The organism is Flavobacterium pisciphilum (assembly GCF_020905345.1).
GTDB lineage: Bacteria > Bacteroidota > Bacteroidia > Flavobacteriales > Flavobacteriaceae > Flavobacterium > Flavobacterium pisciphilum.
In genome coordinates this window covers 3,361,076-3,380,588 of the sequence record NZ_JAJJMO010000001.1, presented here as the reverse complement: position 1 = coordinate 3,380,588, position 19,513 = coordinate 3,361,076, and the positions used below count along the sequence as shown (strand labels likewise).

General features: G+C 32.6%; 19 protein-coding genes. 16 read left to right on the top strand and 3 right to left on the bottom strand.

Annotated elements, in window-relative coordinates; all coding sequences use genetic code 11:
* The first annotated feature begins 117 nt into the window (after positions 1-117).
* Genes LNQ49_RS14375 through LNQ49_RS14365 form a run of 3 tightly spaced genes read left to right on the top strand, consistent with a single transcriptional unit; the run spans position 118 to position 2,025 of the window.
* On the top strand, positions 118-969 hold the full coding sequence (locus tag LNQ49_RS14375; RefSeq protein WP_229989692.1) for an alpha/beta fold hydrolase: 852 nt from the start codon (positions 118-120) through the stop codon (positions 967-969).
* Complete coding sequence (locus LNQ49_RS14370) at positions 969-1,439, top strand: RNA polymerase sigma factor (protein ID WP_229989691.1); 471 nt, start codon at positions 969-971, stop codon at positions 1,437-1,439. The genes LNQ49_RS14375 and LNQ49_RS14370 overlap by 1 nt, the downstream gene beginning before the upstream one ends.
* Positions 1,429-2,025, top strand: a complete 597-nt coding sequence (locus LNQ49_RS14365; RefSeq protein WP_229989690.1) for a hypothetical protein — start codon at positions 1,429-1,431, stop codon at positions 2,023-2,025. Before LNQ49_RS14370 ends, LNQ49_RS14365 begins: the two co-directional genes overlap by 11 nt.
* 78 nt (positions 2,026-2,103) lie before the next feature.
* Here the strand turns inward: LNQ49_RS14365 and LNQ49_RS14360 are convergent, their stop codons facing one another.
* Positions 2,104-2,508: an MmpS family transport accessory protein gene (locus LNQ49_RS14360; RefSeq protein WP_229989689.1), complete on the bottom strand. Its 405-nt coding sequence runs from the start codon at positions 2,506-2,508 to the stop codon at positions 2,104-2,106.
* Positions 2,509-2,675: 167 nt separating this feature from the next.
* Between LNQ49_RS14360 and LNQ49_RS14355 the strand changes: the two genes are divergently transcribed.
* From LNQ49_RS14355 to rpoN, 7 genes are all read left to right on the top strand, one after another.
* Positions 2,676-4,664, top strand: coding sequence for a tetratricopeptide repeat-containing sensor histidine kinase (locus LNQ49_RS14355; protein ID WP_229989688.1), 1,989 nt, complete (start codon positions 2,676-2,678; stop codon positions 4,662-4,664).
* A gap of 12 nt (positions 4,665-4,676) precedes the next feature.
* A complete protein-coding gene (locus tag LNQ49_RS14350; RefSeq protein WP_229989686.1) occupies positions 4,677-5,312 on the top strand; it encodes a response regulator in 636 nt (211 codons plus the stop codon).
* 96 nt (positions 5,313-5,408) lie between these two features.
* Positions 5,409-6,095 (top strand): zinc metallopeptidase, encoded by a 687-nt coding sequence (locus LNQ49_RS14345; protein WP_229989684.1) that lies wholly within the window; start codon positions 5,409-5,411, stop codon positions 6,093-6,095.
* Positions 6,096-6,341: 246 nt separating this feature from the next.
* Positions 6,342-7,475: an SPFH domain-containing protein gene (locus tag LNQ49_RS14340; protein WP_229989682.1), complete on the top strand. Its 1,134-nt coding sequence runs from the start codon at positions 6,342-6,344 to the stop codon at positions 7,473-7,475.
* An 8-nt stretch (positions 7,476-7,483) separates the two neighbouring features.
* Positions 7,484-8,542, top strand: coding sequence for a TFIIB-type zinc ribbon-containing protein (locus LNQ49_RS14335; RefSeq protein WP_229989680.1), 1,059 nt, complete (start codon positions 7,484-7,486; stop codon positions 8,540-8,542).
* 312 nt (positions 8,543-8,854) lie between these two features.
* Complete coding sequence (asnS, locus tag LNQ49_RS14330; RefSeq protein ID WP_229989678.1) at positions 8,855-10,291, top strand: asparagine--tRNA ligase; 1,437 nt, start codon at positions 8,855-8,857, stop codon at positions 10,289-10,291.
* Positions 10,292-10,381: 90 nt separating this feature from the next.
* A complete protein-coding gene (rpoN, locus tag LNQ49_RS14325; protein WP_229989677.1) occupies positions 10,382-11,845 on the top strand; it encodes an RNA polymerase factor sigma-54 in 1,464 nt (487 codons plus the stop codon).
* Between the two features lie 69 nt (positions 11,846-11,914).
* Here the strand turns inward: rpoN and LNQ49_RS14320 are convergent, their stop codons facing one another.
* Positions 11,915-12,352 (bottom strand): hypothetical protein, encoded by a 438-nt coding sequence (locus LNQ49_RS14320; RefSeq protein WP_229989676.1) that lies wholly within the window; start codon positions 12,350-12,352, stop codon positions 11,915-11,917.
* A gap of 46 nt (positions 12,353-12,398) precedes the next feature.
* The gene (locus LNQ49_RS14315) at positions 12,399-12,989 is read right to left on the bottom strand and encodes a thymidine kinase (protein ID WP_229989675.1); all 591 of its coding nucleotides are present in this window, start codon (positions 12,987-12,989) and stop codon (positions 12,399-12,401) included.
* Positions 12,990-13,233: 244 nt separating this feature from the next.
* Here LNQ49_RS14315 and LNQ49_RS14310 point away from each other — a divergent pair, with 244 nt between their 5' ends.
* The 6 genes from LNQ49_RS14310 to LNQ49_RS14285 all read left to right on the top strand — a co-directional run bounded on the left by LNQ49_RS14310 (position 13,234) and on the right by LNQ49_RS14285 (position 19,511).
* Positions 13,234-14,265 (top strand): hypothetical protein, encoded by a 1,032-nt coding sequence (locus LNQ49_RS14310; protein ID WP_229989673.1) that lies wholly within the window; start codon positions 13,234-13,236, stop codon positions 14,263-14,265.
* A 109-nt stretch (positions 14,266-14,374) separates the two neighbouring features.
* Positions 14,375-15,109, top strand: coding sequence for a 16S rRNA (cytidine(1402)-2'-O)-methyltransferase (gene rsmI / locus LNQ49_RS14305; RefSeq protein ID WP_229989672.1), 735 nt, complete (start codon positions 14,375-14,377; stop codon positions 15,107-15,109).
* Between the two features lie 12 nt (positions 15,110-15,121).
* Entirely contained in the window at positions 15,122-15,466 is a 345-nt protein-coding gene (locus tag LNQ49_RS14300) for a HopJ type III effector protein (RefSeq protein ID WP_229989671.1), read from the top strand.
* Between the two features lie 144 nt (positions 15,467-15,610).
* Complete coding sequence (recJ, locus tag LNQ49_RS14295) at positions 15,611-17,299, top strand: single-stranded-DNA-specific exonuclease RecJ (RefSeq protein ID WP_229989670.1); 1,689 nt, start codon at positions 15,611-15,613, stop codon at positions 17,297-17,299.
* A 1-nt stretch (position 17,300) separates the two neighbouring features.
* The gene (locus LNQ49_RS14290; protein WP_229989669.1) at positions 17,301-18,581 is read left to right on the top strand and encodes an MFS transporter; all 1,281 of its coding nucleotides are present in this window, start codon (positions 17,301-17,303) and stop codon (positions 18,579-18,581) included.
* Positions 18,582-18,584: 3 nt separating this feature from the next.
* Entirely contained in the window at positions 18,585-19,511 is a 927-nt protein-coding gene (locus LNQ49_RS14285; protein ID WP_229989668.1) for an alpha/beta hydrolase, read from the top strand.
* Positions 19,512-19,513 lie beyond the last annotated feature (2 nt).

Here is a 19,513-nt window from a genome sequence, read left to right as displayed (position 1 = left end):
AGCCTCAATGTGTTTTTAATCAATTAATTGAAAAAAATATTTTAACTTTTGTAACATTTTAATTGTTTCTGTATCCAAAAGGCGAATTTGATTAATTAACAATTTAAAACCATTAAAATGAAAAAGTATATCATCTTAGTTATTGCATTATTATTTTCAGCAGTATGTTTAAATGTGTTTGCACAAACAAAATCGTATCCGTTTGAGGTTATTAAATCAGGAAAAGGGAAACAGGCTATTTTATTTATTCCCGGCTTTGCCTCTTCAGGAGAAGTTTGGAACGACACTAAGGCTAACTTCGAAAAGAATTTCACTTGTTACACACTTACAATGGCTGGTTTCGCCGGAGTCAAACCACAACCAAACGCTTCATTCAAAAATTGGGAAGATGCAATTGCCACTTATATAAAAGACAATAAAATCGAAAAACCAATACTAATTGGACATAGCATGGGTGGTGGATTAGCACTAGCAATCGCAGCAGATTATCCGAATTTAGTTGACAGAATTGTAGTTGTAGATGCACTACCTTGTTTGGCTGCTTTGATGAATCCTACTTTTAAATCAAAAGAAAATAATGATTGCACTCCGATTGTTAATCAAATGACTAGTATTAGTGATAATCAATTTTCTGAGAATCAAAAAAAATATCTTCCAAAACTTTCTGAGGATACTTCAAAATACGATTTGTTACTTAGTTGGAGTGTAAAATCTGACAGAAAAACTTTTGGAGAGATATTTTGTGATTTTTCAAATACAGATTTAAGAGAGAAAATTGCAGCTATAAAATGTCCATCATTAATATTGCTTGAGTCTTATTTTGTAAATTTAAAACCTGCTATTGAAGCACAATATAAAAACTTAAAACAAGCCAATCTTCAATATGCGAACAAAGGTTTACATTTTATCATGTATGATGACAAAGACTTTTATTTTAACCATTTAAACAACTTTATAAAAGCTAAATAATGGCGTTCGAAGAACTATACAAATTATACTGGCAAAAGGTATTTCGTTTATGTATGGGTTATGTAAATAACTACGATATCGCTCAGGATTTAGCTCAGGAAACATTCATCATTGTTTGGAAAAAACTTGATACTTTTCGCAATGAAGCAAGTATAGGAACTTGGATTTTCAGGATTGCGTCTAACAATTGTTTACGTCAAATAGAAAAGGATAAACGTTTTCAAAAATCAGAATTACCTACATATATTACCGAAGAAAAGCAGGAATCGTTAGAACCTCAAATCCTATTTTTATATAAATGTATTGCCGAATTACCTGAAACCGACCGTATTATTATTTCATTAGAACTCGAAGACGTAAAACAAGCCGAAATAGCTAGTATTGTTGGGCTTACTGAGGCTAATACAAGAGTGAAAATTCATAGAATAAAAGAAAAACTAACTCAGAAATTCAAAGAAAATGGACAATAATATAGACTTTAAAGATTTATGGAAAAAACAATCTGTAAGTCAACCCAACATAGAGGAATTACTTTCTAAACTAAAACATTTTAAAAGAGTTAGTTTGAGAATATTAATTATCACAAACATAATACTCCTTACAACATGTGCGTTTATTGTTTTCATCTGGTATCATTATCAACCACAATTTATCTCAACTAAAATTGGAATTATTCTAACTGTTCTGGCAATGGTCATGTATTTATTCGTTTACAATAAATTAATTCTCTCTTATCAAAACATTGATAGCACACAAAGCAATAACGAATACCTACGAAAACTAGTTAGCATTAAAACAAAGCAACAATTTTTACAATCCACCATATTGAGTTTGTACTTTATACTACTCGGATCTGGATTAAGCTTGTATATGTATGAGTACGTGTACAAAATGACTCTTTTTTGGGGAATTTTTTCATACGGTGTAATGTTAGCATGGATTGGTTTTACTTGGTTTTATCTAAGACCCAAAGAAATCAAAAAACAACAAAATAAAATCAATAGTCTGATTGCCAAATTTGAAACAATAAACAATCAATTAAACTCCAATCAGTAATACAAAAATGCCCATTAAGCAAAAAAAGAGCGGTTTGTAGAATTACAAACCGCTCTTTTTTATTATTCTTATGCTTCCTTATCTAGGAAAAACATAAGTACCTGGCATTAGTATAATAATCCCACTGTTATCTGCTGTTGCAGTTAATTCTTTAACCACTTTTCCTCCAACATAAATCTTACCTGTTAGAGTTTGTCCTTTAACCCCTCCATTACCACTTACATTCATTGATGCTCCAGTAGCATCAGGATTGGCTGTAAACTCTTTAGTCCAAGGTAATTTCTCAATATCTTCATTAAGTGGAGCAGTGCTTTTTTCCATATAAATCACACTAAGTTCTCCTCCAAAATTCCCAGTTACTTCATATTTTACATCTCTTGAAGCTGACACTGGATCACCGTCATTATCCTTGTCGCTGCTGCAAGACACTACTGTAAAAGCAAGAGTCATTACAATCGCTAAAGTTTTCAAAATTGATTTCATAATTAAATTCGTTAATAGTTAATATTTGCTAATGACAAAGTTAAAAGCTAACTAAAAAGAGGGCAATACCTGATAAAATGTATTTTATATTACCTGATATCAGGTAAAAAAAGATGATTTTTTTTAGAATATTTTAAATTTTAATAAATTTGAGCAAATACCGTTTCATGAAGAAGATTTACTTTTATATACTATTCCTATTTATATCAGTCATTACAAATTCTCAAGTTATCCTTTCCCTTGAAGATCATTCTCCTTATATTGATAGTATTGCTAAAGTCACTAAAGACATAAAATCAGACAGCTTAAAAAGTCTTTATAGTTTTAGATTGTCAAAACTGTATTTAATTGTTCAGGATATCGAAAAATCTAAAAAGTACCTTGCTCAGGCAAATAGACTTAAAACTAAATCTCCATATTTAAACGACATAGCACTCTATTATAATTCCTTTAGCTTTATGGATAAAGGTGACACAGAAGGATTTGAGAATACACTTCTTGAGGCTAATAAAAGATTTAAAAAATATAATAATACCGAAGCTTACAGATTCCGAGCTAGTATACTGCATAATTATGGAGTCATACAGCAACAAAAAAACAATGAAAGAGAATACATGAAACTGCTGGTGAATGAAGCTATTCCTATTGCAAAAAAAAGCCGTGATTATGAGCTTATAAGTAGTTTATATAAGGCCGTTGCAATTATTTTTATGGATAATGATGAACGTGAAAAGGCAAGTGAATATTTAAATGAAGCACAAAATTATATTGAAAGAGCAATAAAAAAAACACCAACAGTCGCAGAGTCAAAAATGGAAACCTATATTATTAATGCTGAAAATCTCGTTGAGCTTAAGCATTTTTACGATGCAAAAAAAGTATTAGACAAAGCATTTTCTACTTTAAAAAAATTTCCCAAATCCAACTTAAACGATTCTTATTTTTATTCGGAAGGAATCTATTATGCAAAACAAAATAAAAATTACAATGCATTAGAAAGTTATAAAAAAGGAATAAAATCAGCTGAAGAACATCAAAATTTCATTGCTTTAAATCGATTAAAGTTTGCAGAGTATCAAGTTCTTTTTAAATTAAAAAATTATTCAAAAGCCAGAAGTAATTTGGATTATCTTATAGAAAACACGCCTTCTATTATAGATAAAAAGGATTATTATAATGAATTGGCAAAAGTGTATAACGCTACTAAAGAATACAATAAAGCCTATTTCTATTCAAACAAATACAATATTATCAATGACAGTCTGAATGGCACTAAGTTTAAAAATGAAATTATAGAACTTGAAGCAAAATATAAGAAAGCAGAGAGTGAGAAGAAAATATCCTTACTTCAGTCTGAAAATAAGAATTCCATTTTATTAGCGAATAATAATAAATTGAATTCTGTTCTTTTTGCTGTATTGTCTTTTCTTTTATTTCTTACAGTTTTGTTTTTATGGATCTTGAATAAAAATCAGAAGAAATTAAGTTTTCAAAAAGAACGAAATCATCAACAGGATTTAAGGGCACTTGAAAATCAACAGAAATTATCCATTTCGAATGCCTTGATCGAAGGTGAAGAAGTAGAACGAAAAAGAATTGCAAGAGAGCTACACGACGGACTCGGAAGTATGCTTTCTGGATTAAAGATTCATTTAAATTTAGCGGATAAAGAAAATGCAGTGAATGCCCCAAATATTAATTTATTACTGAATGAATCGATAAAAGAACTTCGAAATATTTCGCAGAATTTAATGCCTGAAAGCCTTTTGAAATTAGGTTTAGAAGACGCGTTAAGAGATTTATGCTTGGCTAATTCTAATGCAAAAACCGATGTGGAGTTTCAGTATTTAATTAAAAAATCAAACGTACCAAAACATTTTGAGATCATGATTTATAGAATAATTCAAGAATTGTTGAACAATGCGTTGAAATATGCCAATGCCTCAAACATCTTGATTTCTTGTTCTCAAAATAAAGATATTTTTTTTATCACGGTAGAAGACAACGGAATTGGATTTGATATTACCGAAGCTAAAAATAAACAAGGAATGGGATTACGAAACATTAAAAATCGGGTGGCATTTTTAAATGGAAAGCTAGAAATAGAAAGTGCTATAGAGAAAGGAACTTCGGTATATATCGAATTAAAAGTTTAAACAAAAACTATAATGAATACTAAATATAAAACTGTAATTGTAGACGATCATCCAATAGTGATTTCTGGAATCGCTGGACTTTTAAATGATTTGGATGCGATTGAAATCGTGCAAAAATTAGATTCAGGTATTACACTTCACGATTATATTGATACGAATGAAGTAGATCTTATTTTAATGGATATTTTTTTACCCGTAATTAATGGTGTCGATTTATGTAAAACAATAAAACAGAAGTATCCTAAAACTATTATTATTGGTATGAGCAGCCAGTCTGAAAGGAGTTTGGTAATGCAGTTTATCCAGAACGGAGGAAATGGATATATTCTTAAAAATGCTTCATTCGAAGAATTCAAGTCTTGTATTTATAAAGCCATTGATGGTGAAATTGTATTTAGCGATGAAGTCAAAACAATTATTAGCCAGCCATTATCTGAAGATTTAGAAAAGGTCCCAAGCCTTAGTCGTAGAGAAAAAGATATCGTTATGCTACTCTCTAAAGGGAAATCAACTCAGGAAATTGCAGATGAATTATTTTTAAGCTTTCTAACTGTACAAACGCATAGACGAAATATTTTACAGAAATACAAAATGAAAAATGTTGCCGAATTGATGATTCATCTTCTTAAAAATAACCTTCTAAACTAAATAAAGTTTATGGTGACAAAATGACATTTTTTTAATTTGGTTCAGAAATTGCTATTTATCTAGTAACTTTAAATAATAAACTAAAAAACAAATGATATGGGAATGAGTTATTTAATTCTTGCTGGAGCAATTATGCTATTTAGCTGGTTAGTTAGTTCAAGACTAAAAAGTAAATTCGAACAATATTCGAAATTGCAATTACAAAACGGAATGACTGGTGCTGAGATTGCGGAAAAAATGCTTGCTGATAATGGGATTCGTGATGTAAGAGTGATTTCGACACCAGGCCAGTTAACAGACCACTATAACCCAGCAGATAAAACAGTAAACTTAAGCGAAGCTGTTTACAACCAGCGCAATGCTGCAGCGGCTGCAGTTGCTGCTCACGAATGTGGACATGCTGTACAACATGCTGTAGGTTACCAATGGCTAACAATGCGTTCTAAACTAGTGCCAATTGTAAGCGTTGCCTCTTCTTATATGCAATGGATTTTGCTTGCAGGTATTTTAATGCTTAAAACTTTTCCGCAATTATTATTGATCGGGATAATCATTTTTGCTGCAACAACTATATTTTCGATAGTGACTTTGCCTGTAGAATACGATGCAAGTAATCGTGCTCTTGCATGGCTAGAAAATAAAAGAATGCTTACTCAACAAGAGCAAGCCGGTGCAAAAGATGCTTTAAAATGGGCTGCTAGAACATACGTAGTAGCTGCTATTGGTTCGATTGCCACTTTGTTATATTATGTTTCAATATATATGGGAGGAAGACGAAATTAATCATTGAAAAAAATTACAAAAAACCCCGATAGATTTAAATCTCTATCGGGGTTTTGTTTTTCTACTAGTCAAGGCCGCTTTCTTATTCATAATTATCTGATTAACCTATTTCATTCTTTTTATTTAGTTAATTCAACATTTAAAAAAGCCAAAACTGGAAAGGCTTTGAGAACAATAAAAGTTTTTTTCTTAAAACAAGAGAATAAATTATTCTTACATTTGAATTTAAAATAAATCAAAACTAAAATGGGAATATTTGACAGACTAAAAAATGAGTTTCTAGATATTATCGAATTTATAGACAATAGCAACAATACACTTGTTTATAGATTTGAAAGATTTCAGAACGAAATAAAAAATAATAGTAAACTTATCGTCAGAGAAGGTCAGCAAGCAATCTTTATGAATGAAGGTAAAATTGCAGATATTTTTAATGCTGGAACATATACCTTAAATACTCAAAACTTACCTATACTATCTACTTTAAAAGGTTGGAAATATGATTTTAATAGCCCCTTTAAAGCAGAAGTTTACTTTATAAACACTCGAAATTTCATTGACCAAAAGTGGGGAACAAAAAACCCACTAATTTTAAATGATGAACGTTTTGGTATGCTTGAAATTAGAGCTTTCGGAACCTATACTTTTAAAATTGTTGATGCTCAAAAATTCATCCGAGAAATTGTTGGTACTGATGGTCAATTTACGACTAACGAAATTACAGAACAATTAAAAAGCATTATAGTTTCTCGATTTACTGATGCAATAGGAGAAGCTAACTTACCTATAGAATCTTATGTAAGCAACACCAATGAGCTTTCGGCTACCATCTTAGGTATCATGAAGGATGATTTTGCTGTTTATGGAATAGAACTTAGCAAGTTTTTACTCGAAAACACCTCTATGCCTGATGAAGTTAAGAAAGAGATTTTTGAACTAAGCCGCCTTAACAAAGTTGACATGAAAAAGTTTACGCAGTATAAAACAGCCCAATCTATAGAAAAGGCTGCCGAAAATCCTTCTGGAATAGCGGGAACTGCTTTTAGTTTTGGAACAGGCATGAATATGGCAAGACAAATGATGCAATCCTTTGATGATTTATCACAAAATTCATCTTCAACGCAATCTTCATTTTCGACCTCATTTCACCAAATGCCCCCTCCATTACCAACAGAAGGGAAAACATTTTTTGTAGCTATTAATAATGCCCAGTCAGGACCTTTTAATGAAAACCAACTTTTAGCTTTAATTCAAAACAAACAACTTTCTGCGGATAGCTTGGTATGGAATCAAGGAATGACGGGATGGCAAAAAGCCTCAACTGTTCCTGAACTGCAAAATTTATTTTCTCAAACCCCTCCTCCTCTACCTAACATCTAACTTATAAAATGGAAAACGCCGAAATAAAAAATGAAACCTTAAAAGCTTTCGACTGCTCTAATTGTGGAGCTGGATTAAAATATAAGCCTGGTACTACTACTTTAGTGTGTGAATATTGTAACGCAAAAAACAATATTCCGAAGGAAGAAACTATTGTTGAAGAAACTGATTTTGTAGCCTATCTTGAAAAACTAGAAGCAGCAAATTCTGTTGTTGAAGAAACATTACAATGCAAAAGTTGTGGTGCTGCTTCAACTGTAAATATAAATGCAAAATCATCTAATTGCCCGTACTGTAGTACCCCTTTAATTGAAGGCGATACAAAAGAAAACCGCGCGATTAAGCCCACTTATTTATTGCCTTTTAAAATTGACAAACAGAAAGCGAAAGAGTTGGCTTTTAATTGGGCTAAAGACACTTGGTATACAAAAGAGATTCAGTCTTCATCAATAACACTAACAAGCCTATATGTTCCACATTGGACGTATGATATCCAGACTAATTCTAATTATCTTTTAGAGAAAACACAAAAAAACGGCGATAAATTTTACACACAATCTTTTACAGGTAACATTTCAATTTTCTTTGATGATATATTGGTTCCTGCTTCAAAAAACACAAACAACGCTTTATTAGCACAGGCAGGGCCTTGGAACACAAAAAACCTAGCCAACACTAATGATGAGTATTTAAAAGACTATATTGTTGAGAAATACACAACCGATCTAAAGCAAGGTTTTTATCTAGCGAAAGGAGTTATTGATCAATCGATTAGAAATAATATCTTATCGAAATCTGGCGATAGAAGTTTAAAGATAAAATCTGTTCAATCTCAATATAACGATATTAAGTTCAAGCATATTTTATTACCTCTTTATATACTTACCTATGAGTATAAGGGTAAAATAAACCAAATGTATGTAAATGGACATAATGGAAAAGTAGTAGGAATAAGACCCAAAAGTCCTTTCCATGTAATTGTCATGAAGATTGCAAAAGTTATTTTTATAATGGTAGCAGCTCTTGTATTATTAGCCATCATACTTACTGCTATAGGAGCGAGCTAAAATAATTTAATTTTAAAAAACATTTACTTTATACTCAAAACCAGTATTGATTGTAGTTGCATTTAATTATGCACATTACATTAATACTGGCTTTTTTATTTAAAACAATCTCACTTAGCCCCGATAGCAGTGGCATCCTTTATGTTTTTTCTTTAAAAACATAAAGATATAGCGAATAGCGGGACAGGAGTTGAACAAATTGATAAAGTAAATAGCTCCTTACTTCACAACTCCTTATGGCATTTACAAACATTTCGATTATATTTGCAATTCGATTGAAAGACAATTTTTAATATCAATTTTATACTTAAAATGAAACATACTAAAGTTAAAGACTTACTAAACGGTACAAAGACGCTTCAGGAAGTAAATGCAAAGGGTTGGGTGAGAACATTTAGAAACAATCAATTTATCGCTCTTAATGACGGGTCTACCATTAATAATATACAGTGTGTTGTTGATTTTGAGAATACACCAGATGAAACTTTAAGAAGAATCACTACTGGTGCTGCGGTATCGGTAACTGGAACTTTGATAGAAAGTAAAGGTGCTGGTCAGAGTGTTGAGATTCAAGTTGCAAAACTAGAAATATTAGGAGATTCGGATGCTGAAAAATTTCCGATACAACCAAAAAATAAACCAAGCTTAGACTTCTTACGTGAAAATGCACATTTGCGTGTACGTACGAATATGTTTGGAGCAATAATGCGTGTACGTTCGGTATTATCATATGCTGTACATAGCTATTTTCAAGAAAAAGGTTTTGTATATGTAAATACACCAATCATCACTGGTTCTGATGCTGAAGGTGCTGGAGAAATGTTTAAAGTTACTGCTTTGCCTTTTGACAACACACCAAGAACCGAAGATGGAAAGGTAAATTACAAAGAAGATTTCTTTGAAAAAGAAACAAACTTAACAGTTTCTGGACAATTAGAAGGAGAAACTTATGCAATGGCATTAGGCCAAATTTATACTTTTGGACCAACTTTTAGAGCTGAAAATTCAAATACTTCTCGCCATTTGGCTGAGTTTTGGATGATTGAGCCAGAAGTTGCTTTTAATGATTTGGATGACAATATGGATTTGGCTGAAGATTTTATTCAGTATGTAATTAGATATGCGTTAGACAAATGTCAGGATGATTTGAAATTTTTGGAAACTAGACTATTAGACGAAGAAAAATCAAAACCTCAGGCTGAAAGAAGCGAAATGGCTTTATTAGAAAAATTAAACTTCGTATTAGAAAACAATTTCAAACGTGTTTCTTATACTGAAGCAATTGACATTTTAAGAGAATCAACTCCAAATAAAAAGAAAAAATTCAACTATATCATCAACGAGTGGGGTGCTGATTTACAATCAGAACACGAACGTTACTTGGTTGAAAAACACTTTAAATGTCCAGTAATTTTATTTGATTACCCAGCGAACATAAAAGCGTTTTATATGCGTTTAAATGAAGATGGAAAAACGGTTCGTGCAATGGATATCCTTTTCCCTGGAATTGGAGAAATCGTTGGTGGTTCAGAAAGAGAAGAACGTTATGACGTTTTAATAGAAAAAATGAAAGCATTAGAGATTGACGAAGAAGAATTATCATGGTATTTAGATACTAGAAGATTTGGTTCAGCAACTCACTCTGGGTTTGGTTTAGGATTTGAGCGTTTGGTATTGTTCGTAACAGGAATGACAAACATACGTGACGTAATTCCTTTTCCAAGAACTCCTGGAAATGCAGAATTTTAAGAAGAAGTAAAGTAAAAAATGTTTTAAGTTTCAGACTTCGAGTTACCCCTAACTTGAAGTCTGAAACTTTGAACTTTCAAACAAAAATAAATGCTAAAGCAATTTTTAAATTTAAAATTATCCCAAAAATTATCTCCACAGCAAATTCAGCTGATGAAGTTAATTCAATTGCCTACGCAAGCATTTGAACAACGTTTATTAGAAGAAATGAACGAAAATCCAGCCTTAGAAGCTGGAAAAGAAGAAGAGTACGAAGCTGATGAATTTTCAAATGAAGAATACGATGATTATGATGATGCAGAGTCCGACAGAATCGAAGCTGATGATATTAACATCGACGAATATCTAAGCGACGACGATACTCCAGATTACAAAACACAAGCCAATAATTATAGTGATGACGATCAAGAGCGTGAAACTCCTTTTGCATCACCCGTTAGCTTTCATCAAGACTTAATCAATCAGTTAAACACTTTTATCTTAACTGATGAAGAGCGTGAAATAGCTGAGTTCCTTGTAGGAAGCATCGATGATATGGGATACATTCGAAGAAGTATTCCAGACATTGTAGATGATATGGCGTTTACGCAAGGTATTTATACCGATGAAGCCATGGTCGAAAAAATGTTACATGTAATTCATGAACTAGAACCTTCGGGCGTTGGTGCACGTGATTTACAAGAATGTTTATTATTACAATTAAAACACAGAACTCCAACAGAATATGTAGAATTGGCAATCGATATTATCGAAAATCAATTTGATGCTTTTACAAAAAAGCACTACGATAAACTGTTACAAAAATACAATGTTTCGAATGAGCAGCTCAAAAAAGCAGTTCATGAAATAGAACGATTAAATCCTAAACCGGGAGGTGCATTTACAGGAAACAATAAAGTTACTGAGAATGTAGTTCCAGATTTTGCAATACGCATTGTTGATGGTGAGCTTGAATTGACCTTAAACGGAAGAAACGCTCCATCACTACACGTTTCTAAAGATTATCAAGAAATGATGCAGACGTATAAAGATTCCAGAGATAAATCGACGGCACAGAAAGATGCAGTACAATTTATAAAACAAAAACTGGATTCGGCTAAATGGTTTATAGATGCTATTCGTCAGCGTCAGGAAACATTATACGTAACCATGAATGCGATTATGCATTATCAGGAAGAATACTTCCTAGAGGGTGATGAAACCAAGCTAAAACCAATGATTCTTAAAGATATCGCTGATATGGTTGGGTTAGATATTTCGACTATTTCGCGTGTTGCCAACAGCAAATATGTAGAAACCCCTTATGGAACAAAATTGATAAAAGAATTCTTTTCTGAAGCGATGAAAAACGATCAGGGTGAAGATGTTTCAACTTTAGAAATCAAGAAAATTTTACAAAATACAATTGAAGAAGAAGACAAAAGAAAACCTCTTCCAGATGATCAACTTGCTGAAATCTTAAAAGAAAAAGGATACCCTATTGCTCGAAGAACTATTGCAAAATATCGTGAGCAGCTTGATATTCCTGTAGCAAGAATGCGTAAAAAAATATAATTAATTACGCTTTAAAACATAAAAAAACCGACAAGTCAAACGTGTCGGTTTTTTTTATATAAAATTTACTTATTTATACTGACTTGGCAAGATGGTAACTTTAAACAAAAACACCTTCTTTTTGTCATTATAGTTATAAACCAATGTAAAATCATTTTCTCTAAAAACTTTAAGACCTGAATTTGCTTTGGCTGTACTCAACAGACTTTTTTCAATTTCTTCATGTATAACTGCAACTTCAGCTGTTTCTTTTTCTACATTTAATAAAGTTAAATTATACTGTACAACTCTATCCGGATGCAAGCTCACACTATCTAAACGAATTCCTTCTTGAATTGCTAAAGGGCAACTTTTATTGTACTTAGCCACCAATTCTGTTACTTCAGTTTTTACCTCATCGGCATTTTCATAAAAATAAATCTGAAAGAAACCTACTAAAATTACTGCAATTACAATTGGAACTATTAACCAAATATTCTGTTTTCTTTTACTCGTTTTTTCTTGCATCGTTTTTAAAGCTTAAAATTATTTAGAATATCTGAAGGAAAACAATCTATTTTTCCTGATTTTTTTTCATTGCGTTATAATATGCTGCACGACTTAATGGCTCATATTCTTCGGTTTCACCCAACATGACCAATTTATCATTATCTGTTTTACGAAAGCTATAGTTAGCAAGATTCCCTGTTCTTGTACAAACTGCATGCACTTTGGTCACATATTCAGCCGTTGCCATAAGTCCAGGCATTGGACCAAACGGATTACCTTTAAAATCCATGTCTAATCCTGCAACAATTACACGAATTCCTTGATTGGCAAGATCATTACATACTGTAATAATTTCGTCGTCAAAAAACTGAGCTTCATCAATTCCAATAACATCACAACCTTGTGCGAGAATAGCTATATTAGCAGCTGCAGGGACTGGCGTTGAACGAATTTCGTTGGAATCATGCGACACAACCATTTCGTCATGATAGCGGGTATCAATAGCTGGTTTAAAAATTTCGACTTTTTGCTTGGCAAATTGAGCGCGTTTTAATCTGCGGATAAGCTCCTCGGTTTTACCCGAAAACATTGACCCACAAATAACTTCAATCCAACCAAACTGTTCTTTGTGATTTACTGTATTTTCGAGAAACATTTTGTATTTTTCTACCTTTAAAAATGAATAGTTTTCATTACTTTGTACAAGTAATAAATCAACATAAAAATTCTGTGCTTTTACGTTTTTTCAAAAGTAGAAAATTTTTATCAAATCGAAGATTCAAGAGCAGTTATTTAAATAAATAAAAAGAATATTGCACAACGTTTCTTTCATTTTCAGATTTCATTCAAAAGAATACACATTAATAAATATGCCTAACACATTATAATTTTCAAACGTTATGAAAAAAAAATTGGAAGCCGATTTAATCAGCATTGCACATCGAATTTTAAAACTTAAAAACAAGTCCGATATCAATCAATTATATCTTGAAACGCAGAAATTATATGAAAAACTAGCTGTTTTAAAATTTATTGATGAAAACTTCGAAGATGCTAAACCTACTATTGGTCGCAGCCAAATAGATACTACAATTGAAACTGCATTTGAAAAAGAAGAAGTAATTCAATCTGAGAAAACTATTGTAATTGAAGAACCTATTGCAAAAGAAGAAATCATTGTAAACGAAGTTTTAGAAGCTCCTATCGAAGAAGTTTCTGAACCAGTTGTAAATGAAGTAATCGAAACTAAGGCTGAAGAAATTATTGAAGAAACTGTTCTGGAAATTCCTGAGCCAATCGAAGAGATTCCTGAGCCAATTGTAGATGAAGTAATCGAGAGTAAAACAGAAGAGGTTGTAGAAGAAGAAATTAAAGTAACTCCTGAAGCAATTACTGTTGAAGAAGAAAAAATAGAAGAAGTAGTTGCAGAAACTCCAATTGCTAATTTCACCCCTTCATTTGATTTTACCCCAGAAACAAAAAATGAAACTCCAGATAAATCGGATGTTGTTCATATTTCGTTCGAAGATTTAATGGGTATTGATTATAGCAATGCACAATTTGTAAAAGTAGATAGTTTTGAAGCAGTACCTCCTACTCCAACCCCACCTGCTCCAACAGAATTCAAAGAAAAGAAGAAAGAAGTAGTATCGACAGCAGTTCTAGAAGAACCTAAACCTGTTTCTTTAAACGAAAAACTTTCTAAAGGATTTCATATTGATCTTAATGATCGTATTGCATTTACAAAACATCTTTTTGGAAACAGCCCTGAGGATTACAACCGTGTTTTAAATCAATTAATCACGTTTGATAGTTTTGATGAAGCCAATGATTTTATTGAAAACATGGTGAAACCAGATTATAACAACTGGGATGGCAAAGATGAATATGCAGAACGTTTCGTTGGAATTATCGAGAAAAAATTCTCTTAAAAAAATAAAATACAGATTTCACGAATTAACACGAATTTTTCTTTGTGAAATTTTTAAAAACACTTGTAATCTGTGTGAATTCGTGAAATTCGTGTTATAAATATAAAATATGTCTAAATTATATATTGTTCCCACGCCTATTGGCAACCTAGAAGACATGACTTTTCGAGCCATTCGCATTCTTAAAGAAGTAGATTTAATTTTAGCCGAAGATACGCGTACAAGTGGCAAACTCTTAAAACATTTTGAGATTGGCACACATATGTACAGCCATCATATGCATAACGAACACAAGACTACCGAGAATTTAATCGCAAGATTAAAAGCAGGAGAAACCATCGCCTTGATCTCAGATGCAGGAACTCCTGCAATATCAGATCCTGGCTTTTTACTTACGCGTGCTTGTGTTGAAAATAAAATTGAGGTAGAATGCTTGCCTGGCGCAACTGCTTTTGTTCCTGCATTGGTTAATAGCGGATTACCAAACGACAAGTTTGTTTTTGAAGGTTTCCTACCTGATAAAAAAGGGCGTCAAACCCGCTTTATGGTTCTTGCCGAAGAAACCCGAACAATGATTTTGTATGTTTCTCCACATAAATTACTAAAAACACTAGCTGAGTTCATCACTTATTTTGGAGAAGACAGACAAGTTTGTGTATGCAGAGAATTATCCAAATTACATGAAGAGAATGTTCGCGGAACTGCTCAAGAAGTATTAGCTCATTTTGAAAAAACAGCACCACGTGGAGAAATTGTCGTAGTTGTTGCTGGAAAAACAATAATAAAAGAACCTAAGAAAAGTAAATTTTCTAAGGATGATGAAAAAGAAGAAGAACAAGAATAAAGCTTTATAATTATGACAATCGATTTTTTTTTAGAAAAACTAAAAAAGTACCCTACAACATTTACTTTTCCTGATACTCTAGCTGTAATAGAAGACAATTACAACTTTACTCCAACAGCTTTTCAAAACGGCACTCAATACAATGCTGCTGGCGAAAACTCAGGTTCTTGTAAATTATTTGCTTTCGCGAAATTACAAAACCTTACTGTAGAAGAAACTTTAGCCTGTTTTGGAGCCTACTATTTTGAAGAAGTTTTAGGAGATCCAACAGGAACAAACCATCAAAACATTCGCAATTTCATTAACACAGGTTGGGATGGAATTAAATTTGAAGGGGAAGCTTTAGAATTAAAATAAATGATTAGCTAAGGCTAGTCTCTAAATAATTGTTGCCACAGATTTTATGAATTAATGCAGATTAAAAAATAATTAGAGATTATTTCTACTAAAGAAATCCTCGAAGAATCCTTTAATCTGTGGCATTAAAAATCAAGAATTAAAATGCGTTGGACATTAAAATCAAAACCTTCTGAAGATAAGATCAATCATTTAGCACAAGCACTAAATGTAGAAGACTTTGTAGCAACTCTTTTAATTCAACGTGGAATCGAAACTTTCGAAGACGCTAAGAATTTCTTTCGTCCATCATTAGAACATCTGCACGATCCCTATCTGATGAAAGATATGGATAAGGCTGTTTCACGAATCGAAGAAGCAATTACTAATCAAGAAAATATTCTTGTTTTTGGTGATTATGATGTTGATGGTACAACTGCCGTTTCTTTGGTTTCTTCTTACTTAAAATCCCTTTACCCAAATGTAGCAACTTATATTCCGGACCGTTATGCCGAAGGTTATGGAGTTTCTTATATGGGAATTGATTTTGCCGATGACAATGGATTTTCACTCATTATTGCACTAGATTGTGGTATAAAATCTATTGACCATGTTGCTTACGCAAAAGAACGAAATATCGATTTTATAATCTGTGATCACCACCGTCCTGGAGATACTCTTCCCGATGCTGTTGCAGTACTAGACCCAAAAAGGGAGGATTGTTTTTATCCTTACGATGAGTTATGTGGTTGCGGTGTAGGTTTTAAATTAATTCAGGCATTAGGAACTAATCGCAATCAGACTATTGATGATTTATTTCCCTACTTAGATTTGGTTGCAACTGCAATTGCTGCAGATATTGTACCAATGACTGGAGAAAATAGAGTTTTGGCTTATTACGGCTTACAAGTCATCAATAGCAATCCAAGACCCGGAATCAAAGCTTTGGTTCATCAAGTTAAGAAAAAAACACTCGATATTACTGATGTTGTTTTTATCATAGCACCAAGAATTAATGCTGCTGGTCGTATCAAACATGGCAACCATGCTGTAGAATTATTAACCGAGTTCAACTTTGAGCAAGCACAACAATTTGCATCGGAGATAGAAAAATACAATGCCGATCGTAAAGATCTGGACAAACAGATTACCAAAGAAGCCTTTCAGCAAATAGAAAAAAATCAAGAACAGAATCGGTTTTCTACTGTAGTTTATCAGGAAGATTGGCACAAAGGTGTTATTGGTATTGTAGCTTCTAGATTAATAGAAACGTATTACCGACCAACACTTGTTTTCACAAAAAGTGGTGATAAATATGCTGCTTCTGCTCGTTCTGTAAAAGGCTTTGATGTATACAATGCATTAGATGCCTGCTCTTCACATTTAGAACAATTTGGAGGACATATGTATGCAGCTGGAATGACTTTGAAGGAAGAAAATTATCCTTCTTTTAAAGAAGCCTTTGAGAAACAAGTAGAGAAAACTATTCTACCTGAGATGTTAACTCCCGAAATCGAAATTGATGCCGAGATTAACTTCACCGATATTACTCCAAAATTAATTCGGATTTTAAAACAATTCGAACCTTTTGGACCTCTCAACATGACTCCTGTTTTTATGACCAAAAGCATAAAAGATACTGGTTATGCCAAAGCAATGGGAGCAGATGAAGACCATCTTAAAGTTTTTGTAAAGCAAAACAGCTCCGAAGGAATAGCGGCAATTGGATTTGGCTTAGGCAAAAAATTAGACTTAACAACACATCAGAAACCATTTCAAGCTGTATATTCTATCTCAGAAAACGAATGGAATGGTACAATTTCTACTCAGCTAATGTTAAAAGACATCCAATAAGATGACAGATAAAATCAAAAAAAACGATCCATATGCAGCGCTTCGCTACAGAGAATTTAATGTTTTTTTATTATTGCGTTTCGCCATGGTCTTTGCCTGGTCTATGCAATTTATTGTTATCGAATGGGAAGTATATAGCTTAACTAAAAATCCTCTTTCGCTAGGGATTATTGGCTTAATGGAAGTAATTCCAGCTGTTTCAATGGCTTTGTTTGCTGGTCATATTGTAGATCAAAATGAGAAAAAAGGATTGCTGGTAAAATGTATTCTGGGGTTTTCAGTTATTAGTTTTGGCTTATTTCTACTAACATGGCCAAAAATAGTAGGTGGATTTTCTAAAGAAACCATTTTATACTCTATTTACTTTTTGGTATTTCTAGGTGGATTGGTAAGAGCCTTTTTAGGACCAACAATTTTCTCTCTTCTATCATTGATCGTACCTAAAAAATTATATCCAAACGCTGCTACTTGGAGTAGCTCTATTTGGCAAGTGGGTTCCGTTTTAGGTCCCGCTATTGCAGGATTTTCAATTAACTACATAGGTGTTCATTGGTCTATGTGTTCTGTTTTTGCCTGTTCTCTTTTTGCATTAATTGCCTTATCTCAAATTAGCAAAAAACCTATTTTAAACCCAAAAATTGGTGAGCCAGTCATGGAAAGCTTAAAAGAAGGAATCAAATTTGTATTTAACAACAAAACCATCTTAGGCGTACTGTCACTAGATATGGTAGCCGTTCTTTTTGGCGGTGCTGTTGCCTTATTACCCGTATTTGCTCAAGACATTTTAAAAGTGGGTCCTGAAGGTTTTGGTATCTTGCGGGCTGCTCCAGCAGTTGGGGCTTTTATCACAATGCTAATTTCCGCCTATGTTCCTTTGTATAAAAAAGCAGGAATGAAACTTTTGGCTGCAATTTTTGTTTTTGGACTATGTATCATTGTATTTGGTGTATCAACTATTTTTTGGCTTTCAGTTGCAGCTTTATTTTTAAGTGGTGTTGCCGATGGAATCTCTGTTGTTATACGACAAACCATTTTACAGCTTAAAACACCAGATCATATGCGTGGTCGTGTTGCAGCAGTAAACTCGATGTTTGTAGGTTCTTCTAACGAATTAGGTGCTTTTGAAAGTGGCTTAACCGCTAAACTTATGGGAACTGTTACTTCAGTTGTTTTTGGTGGAAGCATGACTCTTTTAACCGTTTTAGGTTTCGGAATAAAATCACCTACTTTTAGAAACCTAGATTTACAAAAAGACATGGAAGACCATCAAAACATGAATTAATAAATGAAAAAAGCATTTTTATTCTACCTTCTCTTTATAACCTTTTTAGCCAATAGTCAAACACTTTATATAAAAGCGTATGGAAACAAAACCGATGCTCCGATTATATTTATTCATGGAGGCCCAAGTGGTAATGCAACTCTTTTTGAAGGCACTAATACCGCTGAAGCACTCGCTAAAAAAGGATTTTATGTAATTGCTTACGATCGTCGTGGGGAAGGAAGATCCATAGATCCGAATGCTACATTTACTTATAATGAAGCCTTCAAGGATTTAAACACTATTTATAAAACATATAATTTAAAAAAAGCAACGCTACTTGCACACAGTTTTGGTGGCTTAGTTGCTACTCTTTATTCTGAAAAATATCCTGAAAAAATTAACGCTCTCATTCTTGCAGGCGCTTTGTTTTCACAACAAAAAACATACAATCATATTTTAGATTCTGTCAAAAAAATTTACAAGAAGAATAATGATCGGGTTAAACTTGATAAAGTTGCTCATGTAGAAAAACTTGATAAAAAATCTGCCGAATATAGAAAAGGGTGTTTCGAACTGGCTGGAGAAAATAATTTCTTTAAAATACCAAATCCAACTTCAGAATCCATTGCATTATACCATCAATATGAAATAAGTGATTTTTATAAAACTAATATTAGAAATAAAAATGCACCGCTCTTGTTTTATAAAAACGAAAAGAAAAACAATATTGACACAAAGTCTATTTTAAGAAAATTAAAAGCAAAAGGACTACCCATTTATGCTATATATGGAAAACAAGATGGCATTTTTTCTGTTTCAGAAATTGATGCTTTAAAAAACATTGTAGGAAAACAAAATTTTGTAGCTATAGAAAACTGCTCTCATTATCTATTTGTAGACCAGCAAAAGGAATTTCTTAATACCTTAAAAAACTGGCTTAAAACCTAGTT

Excerpts from the sequence above, each read along its gene's own strand:
- LNQ49_RS14285 (WP_229989668.1), top strand. The coding sequence starts at position 18,585 with ATGAAAAAAGCATTTTTATTCTACCTTCTCTTTATAACCTTTTTAGCC.
- LNQ49_RS14345 (WP_229989684.1), top strand. The coding sequence starts at position 5,409 with ATGGGAATGAGTTATTTAATTCTTGCTGGAGCAATTATGCTATTTAGC.
- LNQ49_RS14300 (WP_229989671.1), top strand. The coding sequence starts at position 15,122 with ATGACAATCGATTTTTTTTTAGAAAAACTAAAAAAGTACCCTACAACA.
- LNQ49_RS14310 (WP_229989673.1), top strand. The coding sequence starts at position 13,234 with ATGAAAAAAAAATTGGAAGCCGATTTAATCAGCATTGCACATCGAATT.
- recJ (WP_229989670.1), top strand. The coding sequence starts at position 15,611 with ATGCGTTGGACATTAAAATCAAAACCTTCTGAAGATAAGATCAATCAT.
- LNQ49_RS14335 (WP_229989680.1), top strand. The coding sequence starts at position 7,484 with ATGGAAAACGCCGAAATAAAAAATGAAACCTTAAAAGCTTTCGACTGC.
- LNQ49_RS14320 (WP_229989676.1), bottom strand. The coding sequence starts at position 12,352 with ATGCAAGAAAAAACGAGTAAAAGAAAACAGAATATTTGGTTAATAGTT.
- rpoN (WP_229989677.1), top strand. The coding sequence starts at position 10,382 with ATGCTAAAGCAATTTTTAAATTTAAAATTATCCCAAAAATTATCTCCA.
- LNQ49_RS14360 (WP_229989689.1), bottom strand. The coding sequence starts at position 2,508 with ATGAAATCAATTTTGAAAACTTTAGCGATTGTAATGACTCTTGCTTTT.
- LNQ49_RS14340 (WP_229989682.1), top strand. The coding sequence starts at position 6,342 with ATGGGAATATTTGACAGACTAAAAAATGAGTTTCTAGATATTATCGAA.
- LNQ49_RS14355 (WP_229989688.1), top strand. The coding sequence starts at position 2,676 with ATGAAGAAGATTTACTTTTATATACTATTCCTATTTATATCAGTCATT.
- LNQ49_RS14290 (WP_229989669.1), top strand. The coding sequence starts at position 17,301 with ATGACAGATAAAATCAAAAAAAACGATCCATATGCAGCGCTTCGCTAC.
- LNQ49_RS14315 (WP_229989675.1), bottom strand. The coding sequence starts at position 12,989 with ATGTTTCTCGAAAATACAGTAAATCACAAAGAACAGTTTGGTTGGATT.
- rsmI (WP_229989672.1), top strand. The coding sequence starts at position 14,375 with ATGTCTAAATTATATATTGTTCCCACGCCTATTGGCAACCTAGAAGAC.
- LNQ49_RS14365 (WP_229989690.1), top strand. The coding sequence starts at position 1,429 with ATGGACAATAATATAGACTTTAAAGATTTATGGAAAAAACAATCTGTA.
- LNQ49_RS14350 (WP_229989686.1), top strand. The coding sequence starts at position 4,677 with ATGAATACTAAATATAAAACTGTAATTGTAGACGATCATCCAATAGTG.
- LNQ49_RS14370 (WP_229989691.1), top strand. The coding sequence starts at position 969 with ATGGCGTTCGAAGAACTATACAAATTATACTGGCAAAAGGTATTTCGT.
- LNQ49_RS14375 (WP_229989692.1), top strand. The coding sequence starts at position 118 with ATGAAAAAGTATATCATCTTAGTTATTGCATTATTATTTTCAGCAGTA.
- asnS (WP_229989678.1), top strand. The coding sequence starts at position 8,855 with ATGAAACATACTAAAGTTAAAGACTTACTAAACGGTACAAAGACGCTT.